Raw genomic sequence first — 23,198 nt, forward strand, 5'->3', positions numbered from 1 at the left:
AGCCGCGCTATGACATTATAAAAGGGAAAGTTATGAATAAGCGTCACATATCCATCCTACTGCTTGCCATGACGGCACTATTATCAGGCTGTGATCAATCGTCGCAAGACCCGAATGTCATGCTGTCAGAAGGGCAAAAAGACCCAATCAAACAGCTGGAGATCACCTCAAAAATTGATCATAGTAAACTTGGCTATCAGCAAACCTTTTATGTGCCGATTTACTCTGACATTTATACCGATAGAGACAATCGTAAGGTCTTGCTGTCTGCGACTTTGAGTGTGCGTAATACCACCTTAAAAAAATCACTTTATATCAATAAAATCGATTACTACGATACCCGTGGGGCTTTCGTAAAATCATATCTGAATAAACCTATCGAGCTACCAGCAATGGGCACGCTCAATTATATTGTCGAAAAAGAAGAAGACAAAGGCGGCTCTGGAGCTAACTTCATCATTGAAGTCGAAGGTATTGATGAGACCGTCGCCCCAGTCATTGAGGCGGTGATGATAGGCAACTTTAGCAATAAAGCCTTTGCCTTTACCACGCAAGGCACGCCAGTTATACATTGATAAATGTTATATTACTAAAAACTTACTTATAAGGGCTGTGAAGTGCTGTGAGCTTTTTAATACTCCCCCAACAGCCAACCACTGGCAAAGGCAAAATATTCTCGAAACCATGCATTATAACGAATGGATAAAGGGGTCGGGCTAGCCACCGTAATTGGCTGTTGATAGCCTTGATGCCTTGCAATGGCTGCTGCCCGAATGGTATGAAAATCACTGGTCACGATAGCGATAGGGGCGCTGCTAGAGATATCATGTGCTGCTAATAGGGTTTGGCTATTGCGTAAGTTCTCCTCGGTACTGGTGCTTTTGCCCTCTTGTAAGATACGCTCGAATGAGATGTCATGCGCGTCATTTAGATAAGTCGCCATGATGTTGGCCTCACTACGTGACCGTTGAAAACCAATGCCGCCACTGGTCACCACCAGCGCGTTTGGTTGAGCATTGATAATGGGTACGGCGGTATCCAAACGCTTGGCAAGCGTGGGTGTGGGCTTACCAGCCACGGTGCCAGAGCCTAGTATAATAATCGCTGCCACTGCAGGCGCAGGTTGTTTGCTCTGCTTAATCTGCTGCTGCAGTGACCAAACAAACACCATAAAGCTGATAAGCCATAGGATAAATAAGCCCCATAAGCCATACCATACTCGCTTAAATAGAGGGTGATGCCTGATGAAACGGCGAATTCGTTCCCAGTAAATGCCATGAATGACAAAAATTACGCCAATAATAAATGGCACTACTGAGCCAAAGTTAATCTTGCCAATAATCATCAATACAGCGCAGTCTATGGTGATGATGATACCGACAATGAGTAGGAGTATACGGATGAGTAAGGTTTTGGACATAGCTGAAAACTGCTTGTGTTTAATGAACTGCAAGATAATTATAATACCAACGATATAATCCTTGAGCTAGCTACCGTTAACTTAGATTTTTAGTAAAATATAATATTTTGATTATAAGATATTGACGGATGAGCTGTTTAAGACCCATCAGCGCTCATGGAGATAGGGCATTCATGTCGATGACAGTAGTGGCTGATACTCAAAAAATAGCAGCTGGGATACTGAGAAAAAACAGCGAGGCGTCCAGTAAAGGCGCGGGCGGGGTTTAGTAAATAAGTTTAAATAGGAATGACTAGAAAAATCAGGCAAGATAAAGTTAAGCGTTATTGCTTAACACTTAGGAGATGTTTTAAAGAAATTTGGATAGAGTGGAAAACTAGAGGCTTTGATAAAGCAGAATAAGATTGGCGGTGAAGGAGGAAGTCTAACTATATTTTCAAGTGATTGATATAAATGTATTTAATATACTGTAGCTAAGTATTAGACCATCAAATAGACCAACAGGTTTGTAGTATTGGATGTAAGGTAAATAATGGGATTTATCTCATGATTAATCGTAACTAAATATTTCTAAAGCATTATTTAGTTTCAAACATATACTATCACTAAAAAGCGTTTTTTGGTTATTAAGGTTTCCTTCCCATTCACTAAAGATCTTTTAAAAAGAAATTTCGCCAAATATATCGTCGTAACTGTCATAAGTTTGACGCTTAATTTCATTACCTTGCTTATCAATAATGACCTGCGTGATTTGGTCACCTTCTAAGTACATAGTGGCCAGACCATTGATAAAATAACCGTCGCTGACATCTGTGTATAAAGATAAGTCGCCCACATCGGGAGAGGCTGCATTATATTTTGGCTCAATGACTACTCGACCTGCGTGGTCAATAAATCCCCATTTCAACTTATCGTTATCTCCGACACCTACCGCCGCCAGACCTTCAGAAAAATCCAATGCGGCATCCCATGTAGAGGCAATAACTGGCTGACCTTTAGTGTTTATATATCCTACTTTTTGGTCATCTGTCAGACTAAAATTTGCTAGACCTTCCTTAAAGTTGCCAAGCTGTTGGTATCGAAAATCAATGACGGTATCGCCATTACTGTCAATGGCACCAAATTTTTCATTTCTTAACACCGTTACCAGTCCATTTGAGAAATCTCCAACATAGCGATAGACATAAGGAATGACGAGCTTGCCTTGCTTGTCCATAAAGCCCCATTTGTCATCTTTATAAACCGCAACTCGACCTTCACTAAAATTATGCATCTCAGGTACGAAGTCAAAAAAGATAGGATAAATAACAGGTATGGCAACCTTACCTTGAATATCGACATAACCAATCGTGTCATAACCGTGCGTCACGTAAGCCATGCCGTCATGGAACTCACCGCAATGATCATAGATAGCAGGGGTAATAACATTCCCAGCGCTGTTCTTAAATCCACAAGTGTCGTCATGACCTTCTATTGAGCTATGATATTCAACGGGCAAGTCGGGACTGACACCACGCGTGCTATCACTCGAAGATGAGGGCATAACGCTTGTTCCCCATGAATCCGTCGCTACGTCGGCTGCTGTACAGCCGATTAAGAAAGCTAGTAATGTACATAATCCTAGAGCTTTCATATGAGTCCTTTTCAATAGGTCTTCTTATGAAAAGTTGATAGTCGCCAACTGCACTTGTATCGGCGGTGGGACCGTAATTTTCATATCCACGATAGCACCACTGCGCGTAACCTGATAGCACTCATCCGCAGCAACGTCCTCTGGTGATGAGGGCTCCGTAAGAGTGGTGTGCAGGCACAACCAAGCAGTATTGTCAGTGGCTTGCTTAAGCGACCAGGTTTGAATGGCTGTCTGTGTTAGGTCATTATCATATTCTGTTGGCATCACACTTTTCGCAAATTCACCCGAGTCACCGATAGCGGCTGTTGTAGGTAAGGCACTGAACGTTATGTCAATGTCTAGCGCTTCTTGATCAGGTGAGCCATGACTGGTCAGCGGATCTAAGCTGTAGTAGCGTGTGAGTGTTGCAGAAGTTAGAGGCTTGCTGTTGAGGGTCATTACGTTATCGTTCACCACAGTGAACGCTGTCTTATTATCGACCTTAACTTGGCCTTTTCGAGTTTGGGTGGTCGTTATTTTTGAGATCATACCTTCATTAGACAGTGCTATTATTTTAACGAAATTGCCAGTAATTAACTGAGATAATGGCGCAGAGATAGGATATTGCACGCTATCATTGAGTGGTTTTGTATGACCTTGTATAGTCGTGCCAGCAAGCAAAACAACCGCACAGCATAGTCTTAAGATTCTCATATATTCATCCTTATTTATACCTATCACAGACTGTTATAAATTATTCTCTTAACACCGTCTTCTAATGGGCTTGAATCTACTACTTTAGTACTTAATAAATCACCTTTAGCGTTGATGTTATAGCATTCAGACATAGTGCCATTGGCGTCATTCAATAGCAGATTTTCTGAAGCGTTTATACAAAACCAAGCGGTATCATTAGTAGCGCGTTTCAGCGACCAACTCTGAGTATATTTGCTGATTAACTTATCTTGACTGCTGTCGCTATAGACACTCTCAGTGATAAACTCGCTTGAGTCGCCTATAGTTGCCATTTTGGGCATATCAGAGGTTTGATTAGCTACCGAGTACTCCCCTAGATTGTTGGTAAAGCCATAGAACTTTGCAGGGTTTAGGGTATAGTAATTGATTGATATTAGCTGCTGATCGATGATGCCATCTGATTTTATGGTATAAGCAGTTTCGGCACCTTGTGCCTGCTGGTTGTTGAATGTCATTTTCCCTTTGGGAACGACTTTTATCTCAAGCACTGTGTTTTGATTGTCATTGGCTTGTATCAGGGTATCAGTACGCGCTTTGGTATAGATATTGAGTAGGGCGGTCTCTACAGGATATTGCGTGACTATTTGGTTTGATTTATTTGGGGTTATCACATCGTTATTCATAGTAGTACAAGCACTTAGGCCTAGAGCTACCACTGCTATTAATGCTAATACTTTCATAAATTAACTCGCTAATAAGTTATAGGTTTTTATAATATTTATTTAGCTATGACGTATTTTTTTAATGCAAATACATTGTAGCTTGGTTAGTAGTAGAACCTTTTATCTTCATAATCTACTTATTACTTCTATAGTTTTAACACCAACTTCTGTTTTATAAGTTTCTATTATTTTACTATCTAAAATATCGCCATGTTCGTCAATTTCAAAACATTGAATTTTCTTTTTCTTAAAAGCTAAATTACCGTGTGCCAGTTCTTCTATACAAAACCATGCTGTATTCTGACTGGCTTTTGATAATGACCACTTTTCTGTATAAGATCTTATTTGGTTGCTTTTGCTACTATCTGAATACACTATTGCAGCTACAGACTTACCAGAGCTACCTACACTCGCTACTCTAGGGAGGATAGCGCTTTGTGTAGCTACGCTATATTCTCCTGAGCTACTCGTATAGCCTTTAAATAGGAAAGGATTGAGAGTAAAGTAACTCATTCTGACATTTCTAGTTATCACTTCGTTATCTATGCTAGTACTAGAGATTGATTGTACGCTTTGAACCTGTTGATTTTCAAAATTAGACGCTGCTTTGGGTATTATTTTATAGTCAAATTCTAAAGATTTTTTATCAGGAAGCAGGCTGTATAGCGAGTCGCTATATTCTTTGGTAAAAATATTTATCACAGCCGTCTCAACGGGGAACTGAGTTACATCTGAGTCGGGATTATTGATGGTCGAGCTACTTTTTATACCCGTTGTACAAGCGCTTAGAGCTAGGCTAGCTAGTAGACAGAATGCAATTGTTTTCATATGGTTTATTTCTATTATTGGGTTAATTCTAGATATTGCTTACAGCTGTAGCGATTGCCATTTTGACAGGCTTTACCGTACCATTTGATTGCTTCATCATCACTTTGAGCGACACCATCACCATTGAGGTATAACGACGCAAGCATTGCTTGAATTGAGTGGTCGTCCTTACCGCTCTCTACTATCTTGTTCAACCACTTAAAAGCTTGCGTATAATCCTGTTCGACATCGTTACCATGGTAGTACATCCATGCTAGACCTGTTTGTGCCAAGATATTTCTTTGATTTGCTGCTTTTGTATACCATTTTAGGGCTTCTTCATGATTTTTTTGTACGCCTTCACCTCTAGAGTACATTCTTCCCAGTTCCAGTTGAGCAGTATCATGACCTTGTTCAGCAGCTTTTTGATACCAGTATACCGACTGGTGATAATTCCTTTCAGTACCATAGCCATCATAGTACATAAAGCCTAGTGCATAGTAAGAGCGAACAGCATATTCACTATTTTGACTCTCTGTATTCGCCAGTTGTTTAAACAGTTCAAGCGCTTTTTTCTGGCTTTCGTCATCGCCATAATGATTTTGATAGTCATACGCCAGATGGAACAAAGCAGGGGCATAACCTTGTGCTGCTGCTTTTGTAAGCCAATATTTTGATTTTTTTAGATCTTTAGGCACTTCATTACCGTAAGCGTATATTAGCCCTAAGCCAAACTGTGCTTCGGCCACATCCTCTTTAATCGATTTTTGATACCACTTAAAGGCTTCGGAGTAATCTAGCTTGACATATATACCATCATGATAAATACCGCCAACCTTCGCTTGGGCAACAGTATTACCTTGGTTAGCTGCTTTTAAATACCAACTTAAAGCTTTTTTAGCATTTTTATCTACGTCTTTACCTTCATAATAGAAGTCGATAGGTTCATTATTAAAAATACGATAGTCTGGTTTTACGAGCGTCTGATAGTGCTTAGCAAGCTCAAGCTGAGACTGAACATCGCCTGATTCAGCTAATGCTTTAATAGACTCAAAATTTGCCGCTAATACTGACCAGCTGATACTCAGTGCTAGTATTGCTATTGCCATTTTTTGGATAAAATGTCGTATTAAAACCATGCTTTGCCTCAAAGTGAAAATAAACAAATGTTACACGAATTTGAAATAATCTCATAGTTAAATACCCATCAGTTTAAGATATCCATATCAGACCCTGCTATTATTACCTCACTATAAAAATCCATAACATTCCCAAGTATTTAGGAATCATAAATGTCGACCAGTACCACTCATAATAATACCAGCCAAATCAATCAAGACGATATCAACAAAGCCGTATGGAACGCCTGTGACACCTTCCGTGGCGTCATCAGCGCTGATACCTATAAAGACTTTATTTTGACCATGCTGTTTCTCAAGTATCTATCCGACGTCTATCGTGATGAGTACAACAAGCTGGTTGAGCAGTTTGGTGACAATCCAGAACTGATCCATGCCATGATGTCCAAGCAGCGTTTTGTCTTACCTGAGGGCGCAAGCTTTTGGGATCTATACGAGCAGCGTCATCAGCCAGGCAACGGTCAACGTATCGATGAAGCGCTTCATGCGATTGAGGAGGCTAACGGTACTAAGCTCAAAAACGTCTTCCAAGACATTAGCTTTAACACTGATAAACTCGGTCAAGAAAAGCAAAAGAACGAATTACTGCGGCATTTATTAGAAGACTTTGGCAAAGATATTCTTAACCTAAGCGTTGAGCGCGTTGGCAGTTTAGACGTGATTGGTAATGCCTACGAGTTTTTAATCAAGCATTTTGCCGCCAGTAGTGGGGCGACGGCGGGTGAGTTCTATACGCCGCCCGAAGTATCCAATTTGCTAGCGACTATCCTTGAGCCTGTCGAAGGTGATGAAATCTGTGATCCGGCGTGTGGTTCAGGGTCGCTACTCATCAAGTGCGGGGCGATGGTACGCAAAAACTCAAATTCTAAGAAGTATGCGCTATACGGTCAAGAAGCCATTGGCTCGACATGGGCATTGGCAAAGATGAATATGTTCCTACACGGTGAGGACAACCACCGTATCGAGTGGGGCGATACCATTCGTAATCCGCTGCTACTCGATAAAGACGGTCACTTATTACAGTTCGATGTGGTGACCGCCAACCCGCCGTTTTCATTGGATAAATGGGGTCATGAAGATGCCAGCAGCGATCCCTATGGTCGCTTTCATCGCGGTGTACCGCCCAAGACCAAGGGCGACTATGCCTTTATCAGTCATATGATCGAAACGCTCAAACCTGCGACTGGGCGTATGGGCGTGGTCGTACCGCATGGCGTGCTGTTCCGTGCATCCAGTGAAGGCAAAATCCGTCAGCAACTCATCGAAGAGAACCTGCTCGATACGGTGATTGGCTTACCAGAAAAGCTGTTCTTTGGCACGGGTATTCCAGCGGCGATTTTGCTGTTTAAAAAGAACAAAACTGATGACAATGTACTGTTCATCGATGCCAGCAATGAGTTCAAGTCAGGTAAAAATCAAAACCAACTCACTGAGGATAATATTGCTAAAATTATTGAGACGTATAAGTCACGAGAAAGTGTCGATAAATACGCGTATCTAGCGAGCTTTGATGAGATTAAAGAAAACGACTTTAACCTAAACATTCCACGCTATGTCGATACGTTTGAGGAAGAGGCGGAGATTGATTTGGACGCGGTACGTGCTGAGCGTCTTGAATTAAAGACTGAATTGGATAAGTTAGAGACTGAGATGGCAGGGTTTTTAAAGGAGTTAGGTTATGGTGCCTAAGGGATGGGAGGTTAAAAAGTTAGAAGATGTAGTCTCTAAGACTAGAAAAATAACATACGGAATAGTTGTGCCAGGTCCTTATGAACCTAATGGAAATTTGATGATTCGGGCGAAAGATTATTCTTTTGGATGGCAACCTATAGAGAGCATTTATCGTGTTTCTGACCAAATGCATCAGTCTTATAAAAGATCTAAAGTTCGAAAAGGAGATGTACTACTAACTATAGTTGGTAGTATTGGAAATACAGCTATAGTGCCTGAAGATTTAGAAGGTGCGAATATAACGCAACAGACAGCTAGACTCTCTTTTGATGAACACGATGCTAATTTTTTCTACTCGGTAATGAGTTCAGGAATTGGTAAAAAAGAAATTTATCGCTATGCGAAATCTGGCGTACAGAGACCATCCCGAATTCTGTGTAACTGCCATTTAGATTAAATGCTTACTGATACGATCATCAAACATAATCATAAAGCGATTAAGAGCAGACGTCCAGTTACGGATTGGCATCGACCATTTTTTGGATGCTTGCTGGGTGGCTAAGTACACCACTTTAAATGCAGCTTGATCAGATGGGAACACCTTACGTTTATTCACCGCTGTCCGAATCACGCTGTTTAAAGACTCAATAGCATTGGTGGTATAGATGGCTTTTCTGATGTCTTTCGGATACTCAAAGAACACCGTTAAGCCCTCCCAGTTATTACGCCAAGACTTGATGACATGTGGGTACTTATCGCCCCACACCTCATCAAAGTGCTCAAGATTAGCCTCTGCCATCTCGAGGGTATCAGCGCCATAGATGGCCTTTAAATCAGCCGCTACGGCCTTTTTATCCGTCCAAGGTACGAACTTCATCGAATAGCGCACCATATGCACGATACACAGCTGAACCTGAGCGTTAGGGTAGACCGTATTAATGGCATCAGGGAAGCCTTTTAGGCCGTCTACACAGGCAATAAGAATATCTTGAACCCCGCGATTTTGTAGTTCAGTGAGTACACCCAGCCAGAACTTAGCGCCCTCATTCTCTGATAGCCACATACCAAGCAGCTCTTTCTTACCGTTAAGAGCAACACCTAGTGCCAGGTAGATAGCCTTGTTGATGATTTGTTTGTCTTGGCGCACCTTGACGACGATGCAGTCCAAATAGACGATAGGATAGACGCTGCTCAGTGGTCGGTTCTGCCAAGCGGTGATGTCGTCTAAGATATTATCGGTGACTCTTGAAACCAATGTACTTGAGATATCTACATCGTAGAGCTCTTTGATGCTCTCTACAATCTCGGTGGTGGTTTGACCTTTGGCGTAAAGGAATATGATCTTGTCATCAAGGCCTGAGATACGACTTTGATGCTTACGCACTAACGCAGGTTCAAAGTCACCATTACGGTCTCTTGGGGTGGAGATTTCAAGTTCGCCTGTGTCACTGCGAACTGTCTTTTTAGTGTGCCCATTGCGTTTATTTGGCTTGTCTGCCTTTTCATGCTTGGGGTAGCCGAGATGGTCTTCCATCTCAGCTTCAAGGGCAGTGTCGATAAAAGATTGCATGAGCTGCTTCTGGAAGTCTTTGATATCATCAAAGCTTTTCATGCTACCAGCCATTTGCTCAGCCAGTTTTTTAATGTCAGATTGAGTAGTCATTGCTTATTCTCCTGTTATTGGATTATAAGCAGTTACACACTTTTTAGGAAACTCCCGGCGTACAACCTTCTTTAAATTTGGCTGATATTGCTAAATTTAAAGTACCAGTTCCACCCTTTCAAGAACAACAAAAAATCGCCAAAATCCTATCCACTTGGGATAAAGCGATTAGCACTACTGAGCGTTTGATTGAAAATAGTACCCAGCAGAAAAAAGCCTTGATGCAGCAATTGCTGACGGGTAAAAAGCGTTTGCTTGATGATGAGGGTAAGCGGTTTGAGAGTGAGTGGGAAGAGGTTAGGTTAGACGAAGTAGTCTCTATAGGAAGAGGACATGCGTTTAAAAGTGAACAGTATTCAGAATATGGCTATAAAATAGTAAGGGTTACTAATATTGATTCGTCTGGAAATATTGATTTAACCGACTGTGTTTCCATACCTGAAAATACAGCAAAAGAATTTTCAAAATATGAATTAAAAGATGAAGATATTTTGCTAGTCATGGTAGGTGCTACAGTGGGGAAACTAGGTTTTGTAGATGACTCAATATTACCTGCTCTATTGAATCAAAATATGTGGTCTCTTCGCACTTCAAATAGTCAGATTCTATATCAAGAATTTTTAAAACATATATCTAGCTATATCATTGCTAGATATATGCTGACACAACAGGGTAGTGCTAGAGGCTTTTTTACACAGTCAACCTTTTCACTGGTGAAATTTAGTATTCCTAATATTAAAGAACAAGAAAAAATCGCCACCGTGTTAACCAATGCCGATAAAGACATTGAATTGCTTGAGCAGCAATTGGCTGATTTACAGCAAGAGAAAAAGGCGCTGATGCAGGTGTTGTTGACGGGTAAGAAGCGGGTAATTGTTGAGGAGGTTGCATGATGGAAGATAGAATTTTAAAAACCAAAGCTGATCCATCTTTGAATACGGAACAGAGTGAGAAAAAAGCTATTTTTCTAGGACTCGATGGTATACCAACAACTATTTTACCAAGTACTGATATCGACTACCTATTTTATAATCCAACTGGTCATTGGTCCTTTTCAAATAGCTTCTGTTTAGAAAATTTATTTAGTTGTTATGACTCATTATACTCAAAATTCATAAATAAGCTTTGGGGAAACATGAAAGAGTATAATGATTTTAAGAAATGTCTAGATTTAGATACTTGGCGCATACTTTTCGATTCCGGTAGAAACCCCGAAATATCGTTTAGTAAACTTGATTTTTCTAGATCTATAGATACCATCAGAAATCATCGGAGTAAGGGTGTAATTTATAAGTTTCTATATACTATAGATTTCTATACTTTGATTTCAAATGTAGTAGAAGTAACCAAAGAGATTTTTTATTTAACTGGAGACTTTTACTATATCTTAAATTGTAGTTCAGATTTTACAGGATTACCTGACCAAAATAAGGTGGGGATTAGAACTTCCAAAAGTCCAGCTGCTAATAAGCTTGTCGCATTAATGGCATTGATATACATTAGACTCCACAGTTTACTAGATTATCACACGAAACTAGCCTATGAGATTGAAAAAACTCAAACCAATTTCGAAAAGTATCCTAGATTATCTTCTAAAAACAAGCTTTATAGTGATAGGAAAAAGCTTAATATCAATGGGAGTAAAGGAACATTATTTCAAAAAGATGCTTTTATAGTCGAAATAGAATCTTACCGGAATGAACTAATCCATAATAGTTTATTAGATGACGAACCACGGATATATGAAAGATACGAGAACAACCAACTGGCCGAACGTTATCTTTTGCTGCCTGATGTAGATAAAAATGGGCAACTAGAAAGTTATATCAATAGGAAATTCTTTTATTCTAATGAAAGAAAATTTAATTATATTTTACCAGACCTACTTCGAATCTTCCAAGAAAGACAACTCAAAACTTTACAAGTACTATCACAAAGTATGCAGCCGTAGGTGACGTTTCTCAAACCCATGAAATTGCTATAAAAAACTGATTACAAGAAGATATAACCTCATGTTCAAAAAAGCTTTTGTGCTATTTGCCACCCTGCCGTTAACCGCTATGGCTGCCCCTATAGCAGAAGGCACCTATGTTAGCGGTAGTCATAAGCGAGTATATCTAAGCAGTTTTGAATATGAAGGTGCTAAACACTATGAGCTATTTCTTGCCAATATGATTGGCGACTCTAGCTTTGTTACTACTAGTAAAGCCAAGCCCATTCAAGACAATAGCACTGTTGTTTTTACGGTACCGGAGAGTGGTTATCTAGACTATCAGTCTAACTTAGGTTGCCAAATTGAAGCGAGATTTTCACCCAATGAAATTCAGTTAAAGAATTTAAGCAACTGTACGTCTACTGAAAGGGCGTTTAACGGCTCCTACGTCTATTCAAAGCAGTCCAGCATTGTTCCTAAAAAGTATCAAGGCGCTTGGGGTGAATGTCAGTATCCCAAATCAAATCGCGACCAAGCATTCTTAAGTGAGAGTGAAGGCTCTTCAAATGGTACTCAGCGATTTAAAGTTATTAGAGTAGATCCTATATCTTCAAATGAGTTGAATGTCACGGGTGCTTTTTATTATGAAGCTGACCCAGTTATACACACGATAAATTATAAGTATTTACCGGATAAAAGTGTACGTGTTAAAGCTGATTGGAATGACAACTCATCACTTTATATAAAATGTCGTGACTAGCTTCACATTTCTTAGGCAATACTAATATACATATAGAACATGGTTGGTTTTTATATCTCACCTAAAAGGAAATTGGTAAATGGCTCAAGTTAATTTTGTGATGGTCAGAAGTCCTAAGCTTATTAAAAATAATCAGATTGGCTATGGTTGGGCAAGTGTTAATTTTTCTCAATTTGAGACTGTCAAAGATTTAATTGACCAAGGATTCAAAGGTATCGGTAGAGGGCGCCAAACCAATCAAATAAAACGCTATTTTAATCTTAAGCAAGGTGACTATGTGATTGTTCCTTTTTCTGGAGCAGTTGCTGTTGCGGAAATAATTGGTGAGAAAAGTTATCAGCCTATTACCGAAGGCATTCAGTATGGGGAGAATAGAATATCTGTCAGATATCTAAAGCATAAGGACGGTTACTTTATCCCTAGAGGTAACTTATCAACTGCCCTGCAAAACAGACTTAAAATACGCATGACTGTTTGTGATTTGAATGAGTTTTCGGATGAGTTATATAAGCATATAGAGTCGATTAAGAACGACAAGCTATATACATGGAATAATGAACAAGAACTTAAAATACAGCAAAATACTGAGAATTTTAAAGTTGATCTACTATCTAGATTGCGCAGTAATAAAGATATAAACCTTCAGTCTGGTGGCATTGGTCTTGAACACCTTATTAAAGAAATTTTAGAAGCTAAAAACTACACTGCACGTATACCTGCGAAAAATGAGAAATCGGGCATACAAGATGTCGATGTCATTGCGACACGTTTTTCAGAATTCTCAGAAAAGAAGGAAGGCATTTTTATCCAAGTAAAACATCATGAAGGTACAACAGGCAATCGCGGTATCAGACAAGTGGCAGAGTACGAGATTAATGAAGATGATTACACGCACATTGATAGAGTGCTCATCACAACAGCGGAATTTAAAAATACCGATTTTGCAGAGTTGCATGATGTGACAGTGCTGGCAGGCGCAGATTTCGTAAACTGGATATACGATAATCTTAATCTGTTATCAGATGACAGTCTCTCATCACTCGGGATATCGAGCTTGCCTACGTTGCTATGATGTGAATTCAGAATATGTATGAAATTCATTTCATGCATGTTTATTAATGCTTATAAATAACGAGCTACCGTATGTATACCAGCCCTAGCATCAATTTTGCAGAAGAATTTAGCTCAAAAATTCCTGCCTTAACCTTACTCACCACACTGGGCTATCAGTTTATTCCGCCAAGTCAATGCAATGCCATGCGTTCAAAAGTGGCTACAAACGAAGCGACTAACCAAGTGGTATTATTGCCCGTTATGCGTGCGTTTTTAGCCAAGCAAACCTTTACGTTTGAAGGTACACCGCATCATTTATCAGACAGCGCTATAGATAAAATCATGCACGAGCTAAACCCAGCCATGAACTTAGGCTTACAACTCGCTAATGAAAAGCTCTATAACGCCATGCTTTATGGCGTGACCGTGACTGAATTCATCGATGGTAAAAAAACCTCGCAAACCATCAGTTTGATAGATTGGGATCATATCGACAACAACAGCTTTCACGTTACCGAAGAGTTTGTCGTACAAAATGCCGAAGGGACAGGTAATATCATTCCTGATATCGTCTGCTTTGTGAATGGTCTACCACTGGCAGTGATTGAAGCTAAACGCCCTGATTCGAGTAGAGAGTGGCAGTCAACCAATGCGCAAGCCGTCTCCCAGCACATCCGTAACCAAGGTCAAAAACAAATCCCGCATCTATTTGCCTATAGCCAGTTATTACTAGCGGTCAATGGTAATGATGGTCTGTATGCTACCTGCGGTACGCCTGAGAAGTTTTGGGCAAAATGGGTTGAAGAAGAGATCTCTGAGCCTGAGTTCCATCGTTTAAAGAACCAAGTACTTAGTCCTAAGCAGATTGATAATTTGTTTAGTGATCGTCCTACCTCTATCAAAGAGGAATATCAGTCATTAGTTGATAGCGGTGATTTAGTCGTCACTGACCAAGATCGCTTAATCATCAGTCTTTTGCAGCCTGAGCGTTTGCTTGAAATGACGCGCATGTTTACCTTGTTTGATAAAAAGGCTGGCAAAATTGTTGCTCGTTATCAGCAAGTTTTTGGTATCAAAGCCCTGATTGAACGTATTAGCACCTTTGATGAGAAGGGTAGTCGTGAGGGTGGAGTGATTTGGCATACTACAGGCAGTGGTAAATCTTTCACTATGGTGTTTTTCTCCAAGGCGCTCATTTGGTTAGAAGAGCTCGCCAAGTGCCGTGTTATTGTCGTCACCGACCGTGTTGATCTTGAAACTCAGCTTAGTAAAACCTTTGCTTCTGGTGGTGTGCTTAGTGATCGCGACAAAACGGATGCGATGGCAACTTCTGGTCGCCGTCTAGCGCAGCAGATTGGGCAGGGTAATGAGCGGGTTATTTTCTCCATTATTAATAAGTTTGGCTCAGCCGTTAAGTATGATGAATGTTATAACGACAGCCCAAACATCATCGTCATGGTCGATGAAGGTCACCGTAGCCAAAACGGTGAGAACAATATTCGCATGGCACAAGCCCTGCCAAATGCTGCCTTTATCGCCTTTACGGGTACGCCCTTGCTAAAGGACGATAAGACCGAAAACAAATTTGGTAGCATCATTCACTCCTACACCATGCAGCAAGCGGTCAAAGACAAAACCGTCACGCCACTCTTATATGAAGAGCGTGTCCCTGAGCTCAATACCAATGACGCCGCTATCGATGCTTGGTTTGACCGTATCACTCAAAAGCTTAGCGAGGATCAAAAGAATGATCTCAAGCGTAAGTTCTCTCAAAAAGGTCAAATTTACCAAACTGAGGGTCGTATCGAGCTGATTGCTCATGACATCTCTGATCATTTCCAGAACTTTAAACAGCAGCATTTAAAAGGCCAACTGGCTTGTGATTCTAAAGCCTCAGCTATCCGCTACAAGATCGCCTTAGATAAGATTGGCAAAGTGACGTCCGTGGTTGCGATGTCACCACCTGATACCCGCGAAGGTCACGATACTGTCGATGGCGAATCAAAAGACATCGTACAAAACTGGTGGCAAGATAATGTCGCCAAAGAGTACGGCGGTGATGAAAAAGCATACACCAAAGCCATTATAGAAGCCTTCAGTCAGGACGATGGTCCTGACATTATGATCGTCGTCGATAAGCTATTAACGGGCTTTGATGAGCCCAAGAACACTGTGCTATATATAGATAAACCATTAAAGCAGCACAATCTTATTCAGGCGATTGCGCGGGTGAATCGTTTGCATGAGAAAAAACGCTTTGGTTATCTGATTGATTATCGTGGCATCTTAAAAGAGCTGGATATTACTATTGAGAAGTACCAAGATTTAGCGGAACGTACGCAAGGTGGCTTTGATATCGAAGACCTTAAAGGCCTGTATCACGCGATGGATACCGAGTACAAACAGCTACCGAGGTTACATAGTGAGCTGTGGGCGATCTTCTCATCGGTAAAAAATAAGCAAGACGGTCAAGCGTTAAGGCAGGTGCTGGCGCCAAAGATGCAAGAGATCGACGGCAGAGTAGTCGATACCAAGCTTAAAGAGCGTGATGACTTTTATGCGGCTTTGACCGCATTTTCTAACGCTATGAAAATTGCGTTGCAATCGGCGTCTTTCTTTGCAGATAAACCATTTGATAACAAACGTGATCGCTATAAAGCCGATCTAAAAGCCTTTATCAATCTACGTAAGCAAGTCCGTGAAGATGCAGATGAAACCATCGACTATGATGAATATGAAGCAGATATTCGCAGCTTGCTTGATAAGCATATCGCAGGCCTTGAAGTTCGCGAAGCAAAAGGGGCTTACTTGGTCGGCAACTTAGGTAAGAATGTTAAACCCGAAGCGCTCAGTGATAATGAAGCACGCAACCAAACCGATAAAATCACTGGTCGTGTCACTAAGATGATTGAGCAAGATTTGGCTGATGATCCTTATGCGCAAGAGTACTTCTCTAAACTACTTAAGCAAGCGATTGCTGATGCCAAGGCGATGTTTGATGCACCTGTAAAGCAGTACATGATGTTTGCTGACTTTGAGCAAGCAGTAAAAGACCGTGTTGTTGCTGATGTGCCGAATGCGTTTATCGATGATAGTGGCAAATTAAACAAGCATGCTCAGGCTTATTTTGGTTTGTTTAAGCATTTATTTGACGCGGACTTTTTAGTGGATAAAGAGCTAGATAATGACAAGCTGGTCACCTACGCTTTTGAGATTGATAAAATAGTTAAGACAGCAGTGGCTGAGTATTCTATTAATCCAGCAGAAATCGAGAATGCTATCAGTGTCAAATTGCTGCCAATGTTATTCATGGATTTGGGTATCGATAAAGCGCAACAGCTCATCGAAGAGGTACTAAAGATTACCCGACTTGGGCTGTCGAGAGAGACAAATAGCCCAAGAGCAGCAAGAGGATAGTAGGCAATGACTGAAAATGGTGACTTTTATTATGGTCAAGATAAGATTCATTATGAAGTAGTACGTAAAAAAGTAAAAAATAAGCCTGAAAGCGATAAGCTGATTGCTAAGAAGACCAAACCCCGAAAAGTGGTCATCAAAGTACATCCTGATCAGCGTGTGGTTGCCACCGCACCTGTCGATGCCAGCGAAGAAATAATCCATGACGCTATAATGAAACGTGCTCGTTGGATATGGCAAAGTCTGCAAGACTTTACTAAGCAAAAAAACCATGTATTACCCAAACGATATGTTAGCGGTGAAACCCAGTTTTATCTGGGTCGTCGTTATGTGTTAAAAGTGATAACCGATGCAGAAGCTAACGATGGGATCAACAGTACTGTGAAGCTTAGTCGCGGTAAGCTGAATGTGGAATTGTCTCAAATTGATTCTGAATTAGACTCTGAAAAACAAGCAGTTCTCGTGAAAAGCTTGATTGATAAATGGTATAAAGATAAATTTACGTCGGTCTCTAGAGAGAGGCTTGAAGCCTTGCTATATAAGGCCTCGTGGGTCGAGAGTAGTCCCTCAATAAAATTAATGACCATGAAAAAGCAATGGGGGAGCTGCTCAATTAAAGGCAATTTAATATTAAATCCTCATTTAATAAAAGCCCCAAAGGAGTGCATTGATTACGTGATATTGCATGAGCTGTGTCATATAGCTGAGCATAACCATAGCGAGAACTTTTGGCGCCTATTAACGCAAGTAATGCCGAACTGGAAAGAGGTGAAGGCTAGGCTCGACGGGATGGCTGAGTTTTACTTGAATGAGTAAAATTTGGAGCTAGATAGTTTAAGATGGTTTTTTGGAAAAATATCAGCCTCCGATATACTCGAGGCGCTTCACTATGCTACTCAATAGAGTTATTCTGTAGTAATTTTAAAGGCACTACAGCATCCGCTTTAAGGTGTTATCCTTTTTAATGTAATGATGATACAAAGCCATAGCAGTGTGGACAATGATTAGTGCTGTCAGCATCCAAGCCAGTGGTGCATGCAGTTGACCCAGCGTTGCCGCCCAAGCAACCTTTTCACCTTCAGCAAAGATATCAAAGCCGAATGCGGTTAGGCCATAGCCTCCACCAATCATTATCATGATTCCAGCTAGCGGCAGCAGTAACATACACGCGTAAAGCAAACCATGACCAGCGATAACCAGCTTGGCAGTGGTTGGCTCGTGTACTGGACGTTGATGGCGTTGCGAAGCGACCCACATCAGTCTCAGGACAACTAATACGAGCAATAGAACACCAATAGAAACATGCCAAGGCACTAACGTCTGACCGATCCAATGCTCGCCGTCGCTGATACGGTCAGTGAACTTAAGTAACTACCAGAAGATTAATACTGTCATACTCCAGTGAAAAATTTGCTAATGCGACCATAGCGCTCTTTCGAATCAATATTCATAACCTTTTCTTCTTGTATTGGCTGTGATGCTCAATTAAGCCCATTCGATAACAAGCGTCTCTTTGCCAGCCATACGTAGCAAATGATCACTGACAACTTGCTGTAATTTTGGCAACTGCTCGGTATCACTTTTGAGTGTTACTATCAGTAAGTCAGTACAATACATCTGACAGACACCCATGGGCAGCTCAATCTCACCTTTATCTGAGCTTAGGGTAACGGGCAGCTTATGTGCCCAGTGCTTGCACAGTCGATTCATTATTTGCTGCGGATTTTGTGTTTGTATCGTTGCGCTAGATGTTAGCATAATTAAATACCCTTATTATTAATGATAGAAACTTACCGTCTAAAACTCGTTAAGCAATACTTTCTACAATACCACCTTCAACCCGTAGTGCTGAACCCGTGGTTGCGCTCGCTTGTGTTGAGGCAATATAGACACTCATGTTGGCAATTTCTTCAGGGGTTGCAAAACGCTTAAGTAGCGTTGATGGACGGTTCTCATCTAAGAATACGCCTTCCATCTCCTCCGCTGAGACGCCGCGCTCATCCGCCAGTTCTTGCATCATGGCTTTTGCGCCCTCGGTTCGAGTCGGTCCTGGCAAAATACTATTCACTGTCACACCGCTGCCCGCTAACACTTTGGCAAGACCACGTGATACGCCTTGAATAGCTGCTTTAGTCACGCCGTAGTGCACCATTTCAGCTGGGATATTCAATGCCGATTCACTAGAGATAAACTGAATACGACCCCAACCTTTTTCCTTCATTGCTTTTGCATAATGCCGCGACAGACGGACACCGCTCATGACATTAATTTGGAACATCTCCTCCCAAGCATTGTCATCAATATCAAAGAAAGGGGTGGCGCCATAAATCCCTAGATTGTTCACTAAGATATCTACTTCTGGCAAGGTGTTGATAATTGTCTGACAGCCACCAGCCGTCCCCGCATCAGCAACAATGCCTTTTATATTATTGGCATCATTAACAGCATCAGCTTGTTGAAGCTGTTTGATCGCCTCATCAACGCCAGCTTGATCGCGACCAACGATAGTGACTTGTGCGCCAGCTTTGGCAAGACCTGTTGCAATAGCGAGGCCAATACCCGCAGTTGAACCTGTGACGAGTGCTGTTTTTCCATTAAGGTCGATGTTCATAATATTTCTCCGTTTATAAATAATTTTTGTCTATGTATGTTTGCTGCTTTGTGAGTATCAGTTTATAAAGAATTAAATGAATATCAGATTAATAAATTTAGCCAAACTGAAAGGCTGAAATCTGAGTTTTCATGACTTGCTGAGAATATGTTTTCTTACCTCTATCTGTTCCTGCTGCCCCTACGGCAACCATTAAAGGTAGCAAATGCTCCTCCGCACCTAATAGATGAGAATCCAATGCATGAGGTGCCTCTGGCCAATTAGCAAGCGCTGCAAAGCGCTCATCTGCATTAGCTGCAACTGCTGTCGTTAGCCACTCGTCAAATATTACTGACGGTGCGGTAAAACTCGAATCACCATAGCCGCGCATATTATGAAAGCTCATACCACTGCCTACGATCAACACGCCTTCATCACGTAGTGAGGCAAGCGCTTGGCCCGCTCTTAGATGTACTTTTGGGTCTAAATCATGACGCAGAGATAGCTGTACTACTGGAATATCGGCGTCAGGGAACATCAGTTTCAGTGGAATAAACACCCCATGATCAAAACCTCTGGAACTGTCCTGCTTATTGCTTAAACCAGCATCGATGAGCAAATGACCAATTCGCTCAGCCAGTACTGGCGCACCAGCTGCTGGATAAGTCAGCTGATACGTATGCTCAGGGAAGCCAGAGTAATCATAAATCAGCTCAGGCTGCTTGCTGGCAGTAATACTAAACTCCCGCGTTTGCCAATGGGCACTGACTATTAAAATAGCTTTGGGACGCTCTGGCAAACCATTTGAGCTATTAGTTAAAAAGTCAGCCATCTGATCCCAAGTGTCTGCTGGTTGCCAATCCATAAAAAAACAAGGCCCGGCACCATGAGGTATAAACAATACAGGTTGCTTGACTGTGGTTGATTCATTATTCATGAACTTTACTCCTTTATCTTGCTAAATATGTTCAGGCCCTGTGGGCACGATTCCATTGGGATTTAACGCTTTGATAGAGTAATAGCCTGCTTTGATGTGCTTGATACTCACCGTCTCTGAAATGCCATCAAGCGCTAAGATTCGTAGCATATAAGCATGTAGAGAACTCATATCTTTGATCAAGTTACGGTTGCATTTAAATAGACCGTGATAAGCGGCATCAAAACGTACTAAAGTCACAAACAGTCGAATATCTGTTTCCGTCAGCTGCTCACCAAATAGATAATGACGACCATCACTCAGGCGCGCCTCAAGCATATCTAAGGTGTCAAATACTTGCTGATAAGCTTCTTCATAAGCCCCTTGTGTCGTCGCAAATCCTGCTTTGTATACGCCGTTGTTTAAATTCTCATAGATAACTAAGTTTAGGGCTTCGATATCATCAGCAAGCTCTTTTGGAAACAAGTCAACGTAATTTGGCACGAGTTCTGTAAAAGCGGTATTTAGCATACGTAAGATATCAGCAGACTCATTATTAACGATAGTATTGGTTTTTTTGTCCCAAAGCACAGGTACAGTCGCGCGTCCGGTAAATTGAGGGTCTGCTTTGGTATAAAGTTGATGAGCAAATTGGGCATGATTAATAGGATCACTGTCAGCACCGTCAAAGCCACCAAACTGCCAGCCTTGATTGCCAAGCTGCGGATTGACCACGGTAATATCGATTATATCTTGCAGACCTTTTAACTGACGTGCCATCAAGGTACGTGAGGCCCAAGGGCAAATCAGCGCTACGTATAGATGATAGCGGTCTTTTTCTGCTTTAAAGCCCCCAGTACCCGTTGGTCCTGCTTGTCCATCAGCAGTAATCCAATGACGGAACGATGAGGTTTGACGAATAAAACGCCCTTGTTCGTCTTCTGCTTGTACCGGTTGCCAGTCTTCAGTCCAATTGCCATTGATTAACATAATACTTACTCCTAGTCAGATGATTGCTTTTAAAAAGCATGACCCTACTTTACCATCAACATAAAAAAAGAGTAAGATAGGTGATATTGATTAATTAACAACATATCGTTGATAATGGCTTTATTGTTCAATTTCGATAGTTAAAGAAAAACAGGGCAAAATATGGATAGAATCGATGCGATGCGTGCCTTTGTAGCGGTGGTGACCGAAGGCAGCTTTACTAATGCGGCAAATACTCTGCAACTGTCACCTCAATTGGTGAGCAAATATGTCTCTAAGTTGGAGGAGCAGCTAAATAATCGTCTGCTGAATCGTACCACCCGTAAAGTAAGCCTCACCGAAGCTGGTAGTCATTACTTTGGTCATGCGCAGCAGATTTTATTGAGTATGGATGATATGGAGTCGCAACTAAGTGGTTTGCAGCAAAACCCTAAAGGTGTGTTGCGCATAAGTGCGCCAGTATCTTTTGCTTTAAAACATATGGCTAAATTAGTCACTGACTTTCAGATCCGTTATCCATTGGTCACAGTCGATCTACAATTGACTGATCGTAAAGTCGATATTGTTGAAGAAGGGTTTGATATTGCACTGCGTATAGGTCAACTGAAAAGCTCATCACTTATTGCGAAGGAAGTGGCACCTATTCGTGTGGTTCTGTGTGCGTCGCCTGAATATTTGAAAAAGCATGACACACTCGATAAGCCTGAAGATTTAGAGAAACATCGCTATTTACATTATAGCTATATGAACATGGACGCGAAGGAAGAGGTCTACCAATTATTAAAGGCGAAGATTCTCAAGCAAGGTAGTGAGTTTCTTAGTAATAACGGTGATGTGTTGGTAGAAGGAGCTATTGAAGGTGCAGGATTGGTATTACAGCCGACATTTATTGTCAGTGAAGCAGTTAGCAGTGGCAAGCTGGTGATAGTATTGCCTGAACTTGAACCTAAACGCTTAGGTTTATATGCCGTCTACGCCCATAGAAAGCTACTACCGCACAAAGTCAGGTGTTTTATCGATTTTATGGAAGACTATTATGGAGCGCCGCCTTATTGGGATGAGTCTATAGCCAAAAGCCAGTTGCTCAGTAATACGTGAGGCACTGGATAACTAGCTTCTCCTAAGATAGATGCGGCTTGCTATTTTTTATGCTACTACACTTTACAGCGGTTGAGATATTGCTGTTAGTATCCGCTTGTAACTATCCCCTAAACTAACACAGCGATTATTTTATTGGGACGTTATGAATCCACGTATTTTTTAAGTCCAGCGCAAGCACATATCACTTGGATTCTAAAGGGCGTTGATGGTATTGAAAAAGACTATGAGCATTTTTCGCCACCATTTTTGTTAGCCTTGGACGAGGTGTATAACAAAATTCGCAATCTAAATTACCGCTACATGCCTGCTGGTACGTTGTTCCCTGAAGAGGTGCAGCAGTACGACCTCTATATCATCCGTGAAGCATTAAGTAATGCCATTGGTCATCAAGACTATCGTCTGGGTAGACTAGCTGACTTTGATAAGATGCTGACTAATAAATTACCGCAAGTACTAAATGATAAACAGCGTAAAAACAAGGTGCGTAATCTATTACAGAAAATGTGCCGTGATAGCCTAGTGGCTTCTAAAGATCAAACTTGGTATCTTGCAGATAGCTAGAAGTGGCTAAACGTAGCTAGATGCGGTTAAGGACAGCCTAGATTCAAATAAGAAGTGCAACGTTTTAAAAGAATGAGTTGAAGAGTAAGATGTGCCGTGTTGCATTTCAAACTTCAACTCCTACATATCAGAACGTTATGAAACACT

At 41.2% G+C, this 23,198-nt stretch carries 23 protein-coding genes; 11 read left to right on the forward strand and 12 right to left on the reverse strand.

Annotated elements, in window-relative coordinates:
- Window positions 1–32: 32 nt before the first annotated feature.
- Window positions 33–575 carry a DUF3124 domain-containing protein gene (locus tag HQR03_RS10295; protein ID WP_173240108.1) on the forward strand — a complete coding sequence of 181 codons (543 nt, stop codon included), beginning with the start codon at window positions 33–35 and terminating at the stop codon, window positions 573–575.
- Between the two features lie 56 nt (window positions 576–631).
- Here the strand turns inward: HQR03_RS10295 and HQR03_RS10300 are convergent, their stop codons facing one another.
- The 6 genes from HQR03_RS10300 to HQR03_RS10325 all read right to left on the reverse strand — a co-directional run bounded on the left by HQR03_RS10300 (window position 632) and on the right by HQR03_RS10325 (window position 6,423).
- Window positions 632–1,420, reverse strand: coding sequence for a YdcF family protein (locus HQR03_RS10300; protein ID WP_173240109.1), 789 nt, complete (start codon window positions 1,418–1,420; stop codon window positions 632–634).
- Window positions 1,421–2,078: 658 nt separating this feature from the next.
- Window positions 2,079–3,053, reverse strand: a complete 975-nt coding sequence (locus HQR03_RS10305) for a WG repeat-containing protein (RefSeq protein ID WP_101211353.1) — start codon at window positions 3,051–3,053, stop codon at window positions 2,079–2,081.
- Between the two features lie 24 nt (window positions 3,054–3,077).
- Complete coding sequence (locus HQR03_RS10310) at window positions 3,078–3,746, reverse strand: hypothetical protein (protein WP_101211352.1); 669 nt, start codon at window positions 3,744–3,746, stop codon at window positions 3,078–3,080.
- A gap of 23 nt (window positions 3,747–3,769) precedes the next feature.
- Window positions 3,770–4,468 (reverse strand): hypothetical protein, encoded by a 699-nt coding sequence (locus HQR03_RS10315; protein ID WP_173240110.1) that lies wholly within the window; start codon window positions 4,466–4,468, stop codon window positions 3,770–3,772.
- Window positions 4,469–4,576: 108 nt separating this feature from the next.
- On the reverse strand, window positions 4,577–5,278 hold the full coding sequence (locus HQR03_RS10320; protein WP_173240111.1) for a hypothetical protein: 702 nt from the start codon (window positions 5,276–5,278) through the stop codon (window positions 4,577–4,579).
- A 14-nt stretch (window positions 5,279–5,292) separates the two neighbouring features.
- On the reverse strand, window positions 5,293–6,423 hold the full coding sequence (locus tag HQR03_RS10325) for a tetratricopeptide repeat protein (protein WP_173240112.1): 1,131 nt from the start codon (window positions 6,421–6,423) through the stop codon (window positions 5,293–5,295).
- 126 nt (window positions 6,424–6,549) lie between these two features.
- On the opposite strand from HQR03_RS10325, the gene HQR03_RS10330 reads away from it, so the two are divergent.
- Window positions 6,550–8,085 (forward strand): type I restriction-modification system subunit M, encoded by a 1,536-nt coding sequence (locus tag HQR03_RS10330; protein WP_173240113.1) that lies wholly within the window; start codon window positions 6,550–6,552, stop codon window positions 8,083–8,085.
- Window positions 8,075–8,524, forward strand: a complete 450-nt coding sequence (locus tag HQR03_RS10335) for a restriction endonuclease subunit S domain-containing protein (RefSeq protein WP_173240114.1) — start codon at window positions 8,075–8,077, stop codon at window positions 8,522–8,524. The genes HQR03_RS10330 and HQR03_RS10335 overlap by 11 nt, the downstream gene beginning before the upstream one ends.
- On the opposite strand, the gene HQR03_RS10340 is transcribed toward HQR03_RS10335, so the two are convergent.
- A complete protein-coding gene (locus HQR03_RS10340; RefSeq protein ID WP_173240115.1) occupies window positions 8,516–9,730 on the reverse strand; it encodes an IS256 family transposase in 1,215 nt (404 codons plus the stop codon). The genes HQR03_RS10335 and HQR03_RS10340 overlap by 9 nt on opposite strands.
- A 77-nt stretch (window positions 9,731–9,807) precedes the next feature.
- Here HQR03_RS10340 and HQR03_RS10345 point away from each other — a divergent pair, with 77 nt between their 5' ends.
- From HQR03_RS10345 to HQR03_RS10370, 6 genes are all read left to right on the forward strand, one after another.
- Complete coding sequence (locus HQR03_RS10345; protein ID WP_173240116.1) at window positions 9,808–10,623, forward strand: restriction endonuclease subunit S; 816 nt, start codon at window positions 9,808–9,810, stop codon at window positions 10,621–10,623.
- Window positions 10,620–11,681, forward strand: a complete 1,062-nt coding sequence (locus HQR03_RS10350) for a hypothetical protein (RefSeq protein WP_173240117.1) — start codon at window positions 10,620–10,622, stop codon at window positions 11,679–11,681. The genes HQR03_RS10345 and HQR03_RS10350 overlap by 4 nt, the downstream gene beginning before the upstream one ends.
- A 61-nt stretch (window positions 11,682–11,742) precedes the next feature.
- The gene (locus tag HQR03_RS10355) at window positions 11,743–12,423 is read left to right on the forward strand and encodes a hypothetical protein (protein ID WP_173240118.1); all 681 of its coding nucleotides are present in this window, start codon (window positions 11,743–11,745) and stop codon (window positions 12,421–12,423) included.
- 79 nt (window positions 12,424–12,502) lie between these two features.
- Window positions 12,503–13,495 carry a restriction endonuclease gene (locus HQR03_RS10360; RefSeq protein WP_173240119.1) on the forward strand — a complete coding sequence of 331 codons (993 nt, stop codon included), beginning with the start codon at window positions 12,503–12,505 and terminating at the stop codon, window positions 13,493–13,495.
- Between the two features lie 71 nt (window positions 13,496–13,566).
- On the forward strand, window positions 13,567–16,893 hold the full coding sequence (locus tag HQR03_RS10365; RefSeq protein ID WP_173240120.1) for a type I restriction endonuclease subunit R: 3,327 nt from the start codon (window positions 13,567–13,569) through the stop codon (window positions 16,891–16,893).
- Window positions 16,894–16,899: 6 nt separating this feature from the next.
- A complete protein-coding gene (locus HQR03_RS10370; RefSeq protein WP_173240121.1) occupies window positions 16,900–17,709 on the forward strand; it encodes a M48 family metallopeptidase in 810 nt (269 codons plus the stop codon).
- Window positions 17,710–17,823: 114 nt separating this feature from the next.
- On the opposite strand, the gene HQR03_RS14220 is transcribed toward HQR03_RS10370, so the two are convergent.
- From HQR03_RS14220 to HQR03_RS10390, 5 genes are all read right to left on the reverse strand, one after another.
- On the reverse strand, window positions 17,824–18,207 hold the full coding sequence (locus tag HQR03_RS14220; protein WP_227692073.1) for a cytochrome b: 384 nt from the start codon (window positions 18,205–18,207) through the stop codon (window positions 17,824–17,826).
- Window positions 18,208–18,378: 171 nt separating this feature from the next.
- Entirely contained in the window at window positions 18,379–18,651 is a 273-nt protein-coding gene (locus HQR03_RS14225; protein WP_101210643.1) for a DUF2218 domain-containing protein, read from the reverse strand.
- Window positions 18,652–18,700: 49 nt separating this feature from the next.
- Entirely contained in the window at window positions 18,701–19,504 is an 804-nt protein-coding gene (locus HQR03_RS10380; RefSeq protein WP_101210644.1) for an SDR family NAD(P)-dependent oxidoreductase, read from the reverse strand.
- A 97-nt stretch (window positions 19,505–19,601) separates the two neighbouring features.
- A complete protein-coding gene (locus HQR03_RS10385; RefSeq protein WP_045452399.1) occupies window positions 19,602–20,420 on the reverse strand; it encodes a DODA-type extradiol aromatic ring-opening family dioxygenase in 819 nt (272 codons plus the stop codon).
- 21 nt (window positions 20,421–20,441) lie between these two features.
- Window positions 20,442–21,389, reverse strand: coding sequence for a glutathione S-transferase family protein (locus HQR03_RS10390; protein ID WP_045452401.1), 948 nt, complete (start codon window positions 21,387–21,389; stop codon window positions 20,442–20,444).
- A 162-nt stretch (window positions 21,390–21,551) separates the two neighbouring features.
- On the opposite strand from HQR03_RS10390, the gene HQR03_RS10395 reads away from it, so the two are divergent.
- Together HQR03_RS10395 and HQR03_RS14125 are read left to right on the forward strand one after the other, a co-directional pair.
- Complete coding sequence (locus HQR03_RS10395; protein ID WP_173240122.1) at window positions 21,552–22,487, forward strand: LysR family transcriptional regulator; 936 nt, start codon at window positions 21,552–21,554, stop codon at window positions 22,485–22,487.
- A gap of 135 nt (window positions 22,488–22,622) precedes the next feature.
- Window positions 22,623–23,051 carry a hypothetical protein gene (locus tag HQR03_RS14125; RefSeq protein WP_045452405.1) on the forward strand — a complete coding sequence of 143 codons (429 nt, stop codon included), beginning with the start codon at window positions 22,623–22,625 and terminating at the stop codon, window positions 23,049–23,051.
- The last annotated feature ends 147 nt before the right edge of the window (window positions 23,052–23,198 follow it).

Origin of the sequence: Psychrobacter okhotskensis, from assembly GCF_013248965.1 — a bacterium.
Lineage (GTDB): Bacteria > Pseudomonadota > Gammaproteobacteria > Pseudomonadales > Moraxellaceae > Psychrobacter > Psychrobacter okhotskensis.

Bases quoted from the DNA above. Each gene is read 5' to 3' on its own strand.
- HQR03_RS10320 (WP_173240111.1), bottom strand. From the start codon at position 5,278: ATGAAAACAATTGCATTCTGTCTACTAGCTAGCCTAGCTCTAAGCGCT.
- HQR03_RS10390 (WP_045452401.1), bottom strand. From the start codon at position 21,389: ATGTTAATCAATGGCAATTGGACTGAAGACTGGCAACCGGTACAAGCA.
- HQR03_RS10295 (WP_173240108.1), top strand. From the start codon at position 33: ATGAATAAGCGTCACATATCCATCCTACTGCTTGCCATGACGGCACTA.
- HQR03_RS10300 (WP_173240109.1), bottom strand. From the start codon at position 1,420: ATGTCCAAAACCTTACTCATCCGTATACTCCTACTCATTGTCGGTATC.
- HQR03_RS10365 (WP_173240120.1), top strand. From the start codon at position 13,567: ATGTATACCAGCCCTAGCATCAATTTTGCAGAAGAATTTAGCTCAAAA.
- HQR03_RS10335 (WP_173240114.1), top strand. From the start codon at position 8,075: ATGGTGCCTAAGGGATGGGAGGTTAAAAAGTTAGAAGATGTAGTCTCT.
- HQR03_RS10355 (WP_173240118.1), top strand. From the start codon at position 11,743: ATGTTCAAAAAAGCTTTTGTGCTATTTGCCACCCTGCCGTTAACCGCT.
- HQR03_RS10395 (WP_173240122.1), top strand. From the start codon at position 21,552: ATGGATAGAATCGATGCGATGCGTGCCTTTGTAGCGGTGGTGACCGAA.
- HQR03_RS10380 (WP_101210644.1), bottom strand. From the start codon at position 19,504: ATGAACATCGACCTTAATGGAAAAACAGCACTCGTCACAGGTTCAACT.
- HQR03_RS10360 (WP_173240119.1), top strand. From the start codon at position 12,503: ATGGCTCAAGTTAATTTTGTGATGGTCAGAAGTCCTAAGCTTATTAAA.
- HQR03_RS14225 (WP_101210643.1), bottom strand. From the start codon at position 18,651: ATGCTAACATCTAGCGCAACGATACAAACACAAAATCCGCAGCAAATA.
- HQR03_RS10315 (WP_173240110.1), bottom strand. From the start codon at position 4,468: ATGAAAGTATTAGCATTAATAGCAGTGGTAGCTCTAGGCCTAAGTGCT.
- HQR03_RS10350 (WP_173240117.1), top strand. From the start codon at position 10,620: ATGATGGAAGATAGAATTTTAAAAACCAAAGCTGATCCATCTTTGAAT.
- HQR03_RS10340 (WP_173240115.1), bottom strand. From the start codon at position 9,730: ATGACTACTCAATCTGACATTAAAAAACTGGCTGAGCAAATGGCTGGT.
- HQR03_RS10310 (WP_101211352.1), bottom strand. From the start codon at position 3,746: ATGAGAATCTTAAGACTATGCTGTGCGGTTGTTTTGCTTGCTGGCACG.
- HQR03_RS10305 (WP_101211353.1), bottom strand. From the start codon at position 3,053: ATGAAAGCTCTAGGATTATGTACATTACTAGCTTTCTTAATCGGCTGT.
- HQR03_RS10385 (WP_045452399.1), bottom strand. From the start codon at position 20,420: ATGAATAATGAATCAACCACAGTCAAGCAACCTGTATTGTTTATACCT.
- HQR03_RS10370 (WP_173240121.1), top strand. From the start codon at position 16,900: ATGACTGAAAATGGTGACTTTTATTATGGTCAAGATAAGATTCATTAT.
- HQR03_RS10330 (WP_173240113.1), top strand. From the start codon at position 6,550: ATGTCGACCAGTACCACTCATAATAATACCAGCCAAATCAATCAAGAC.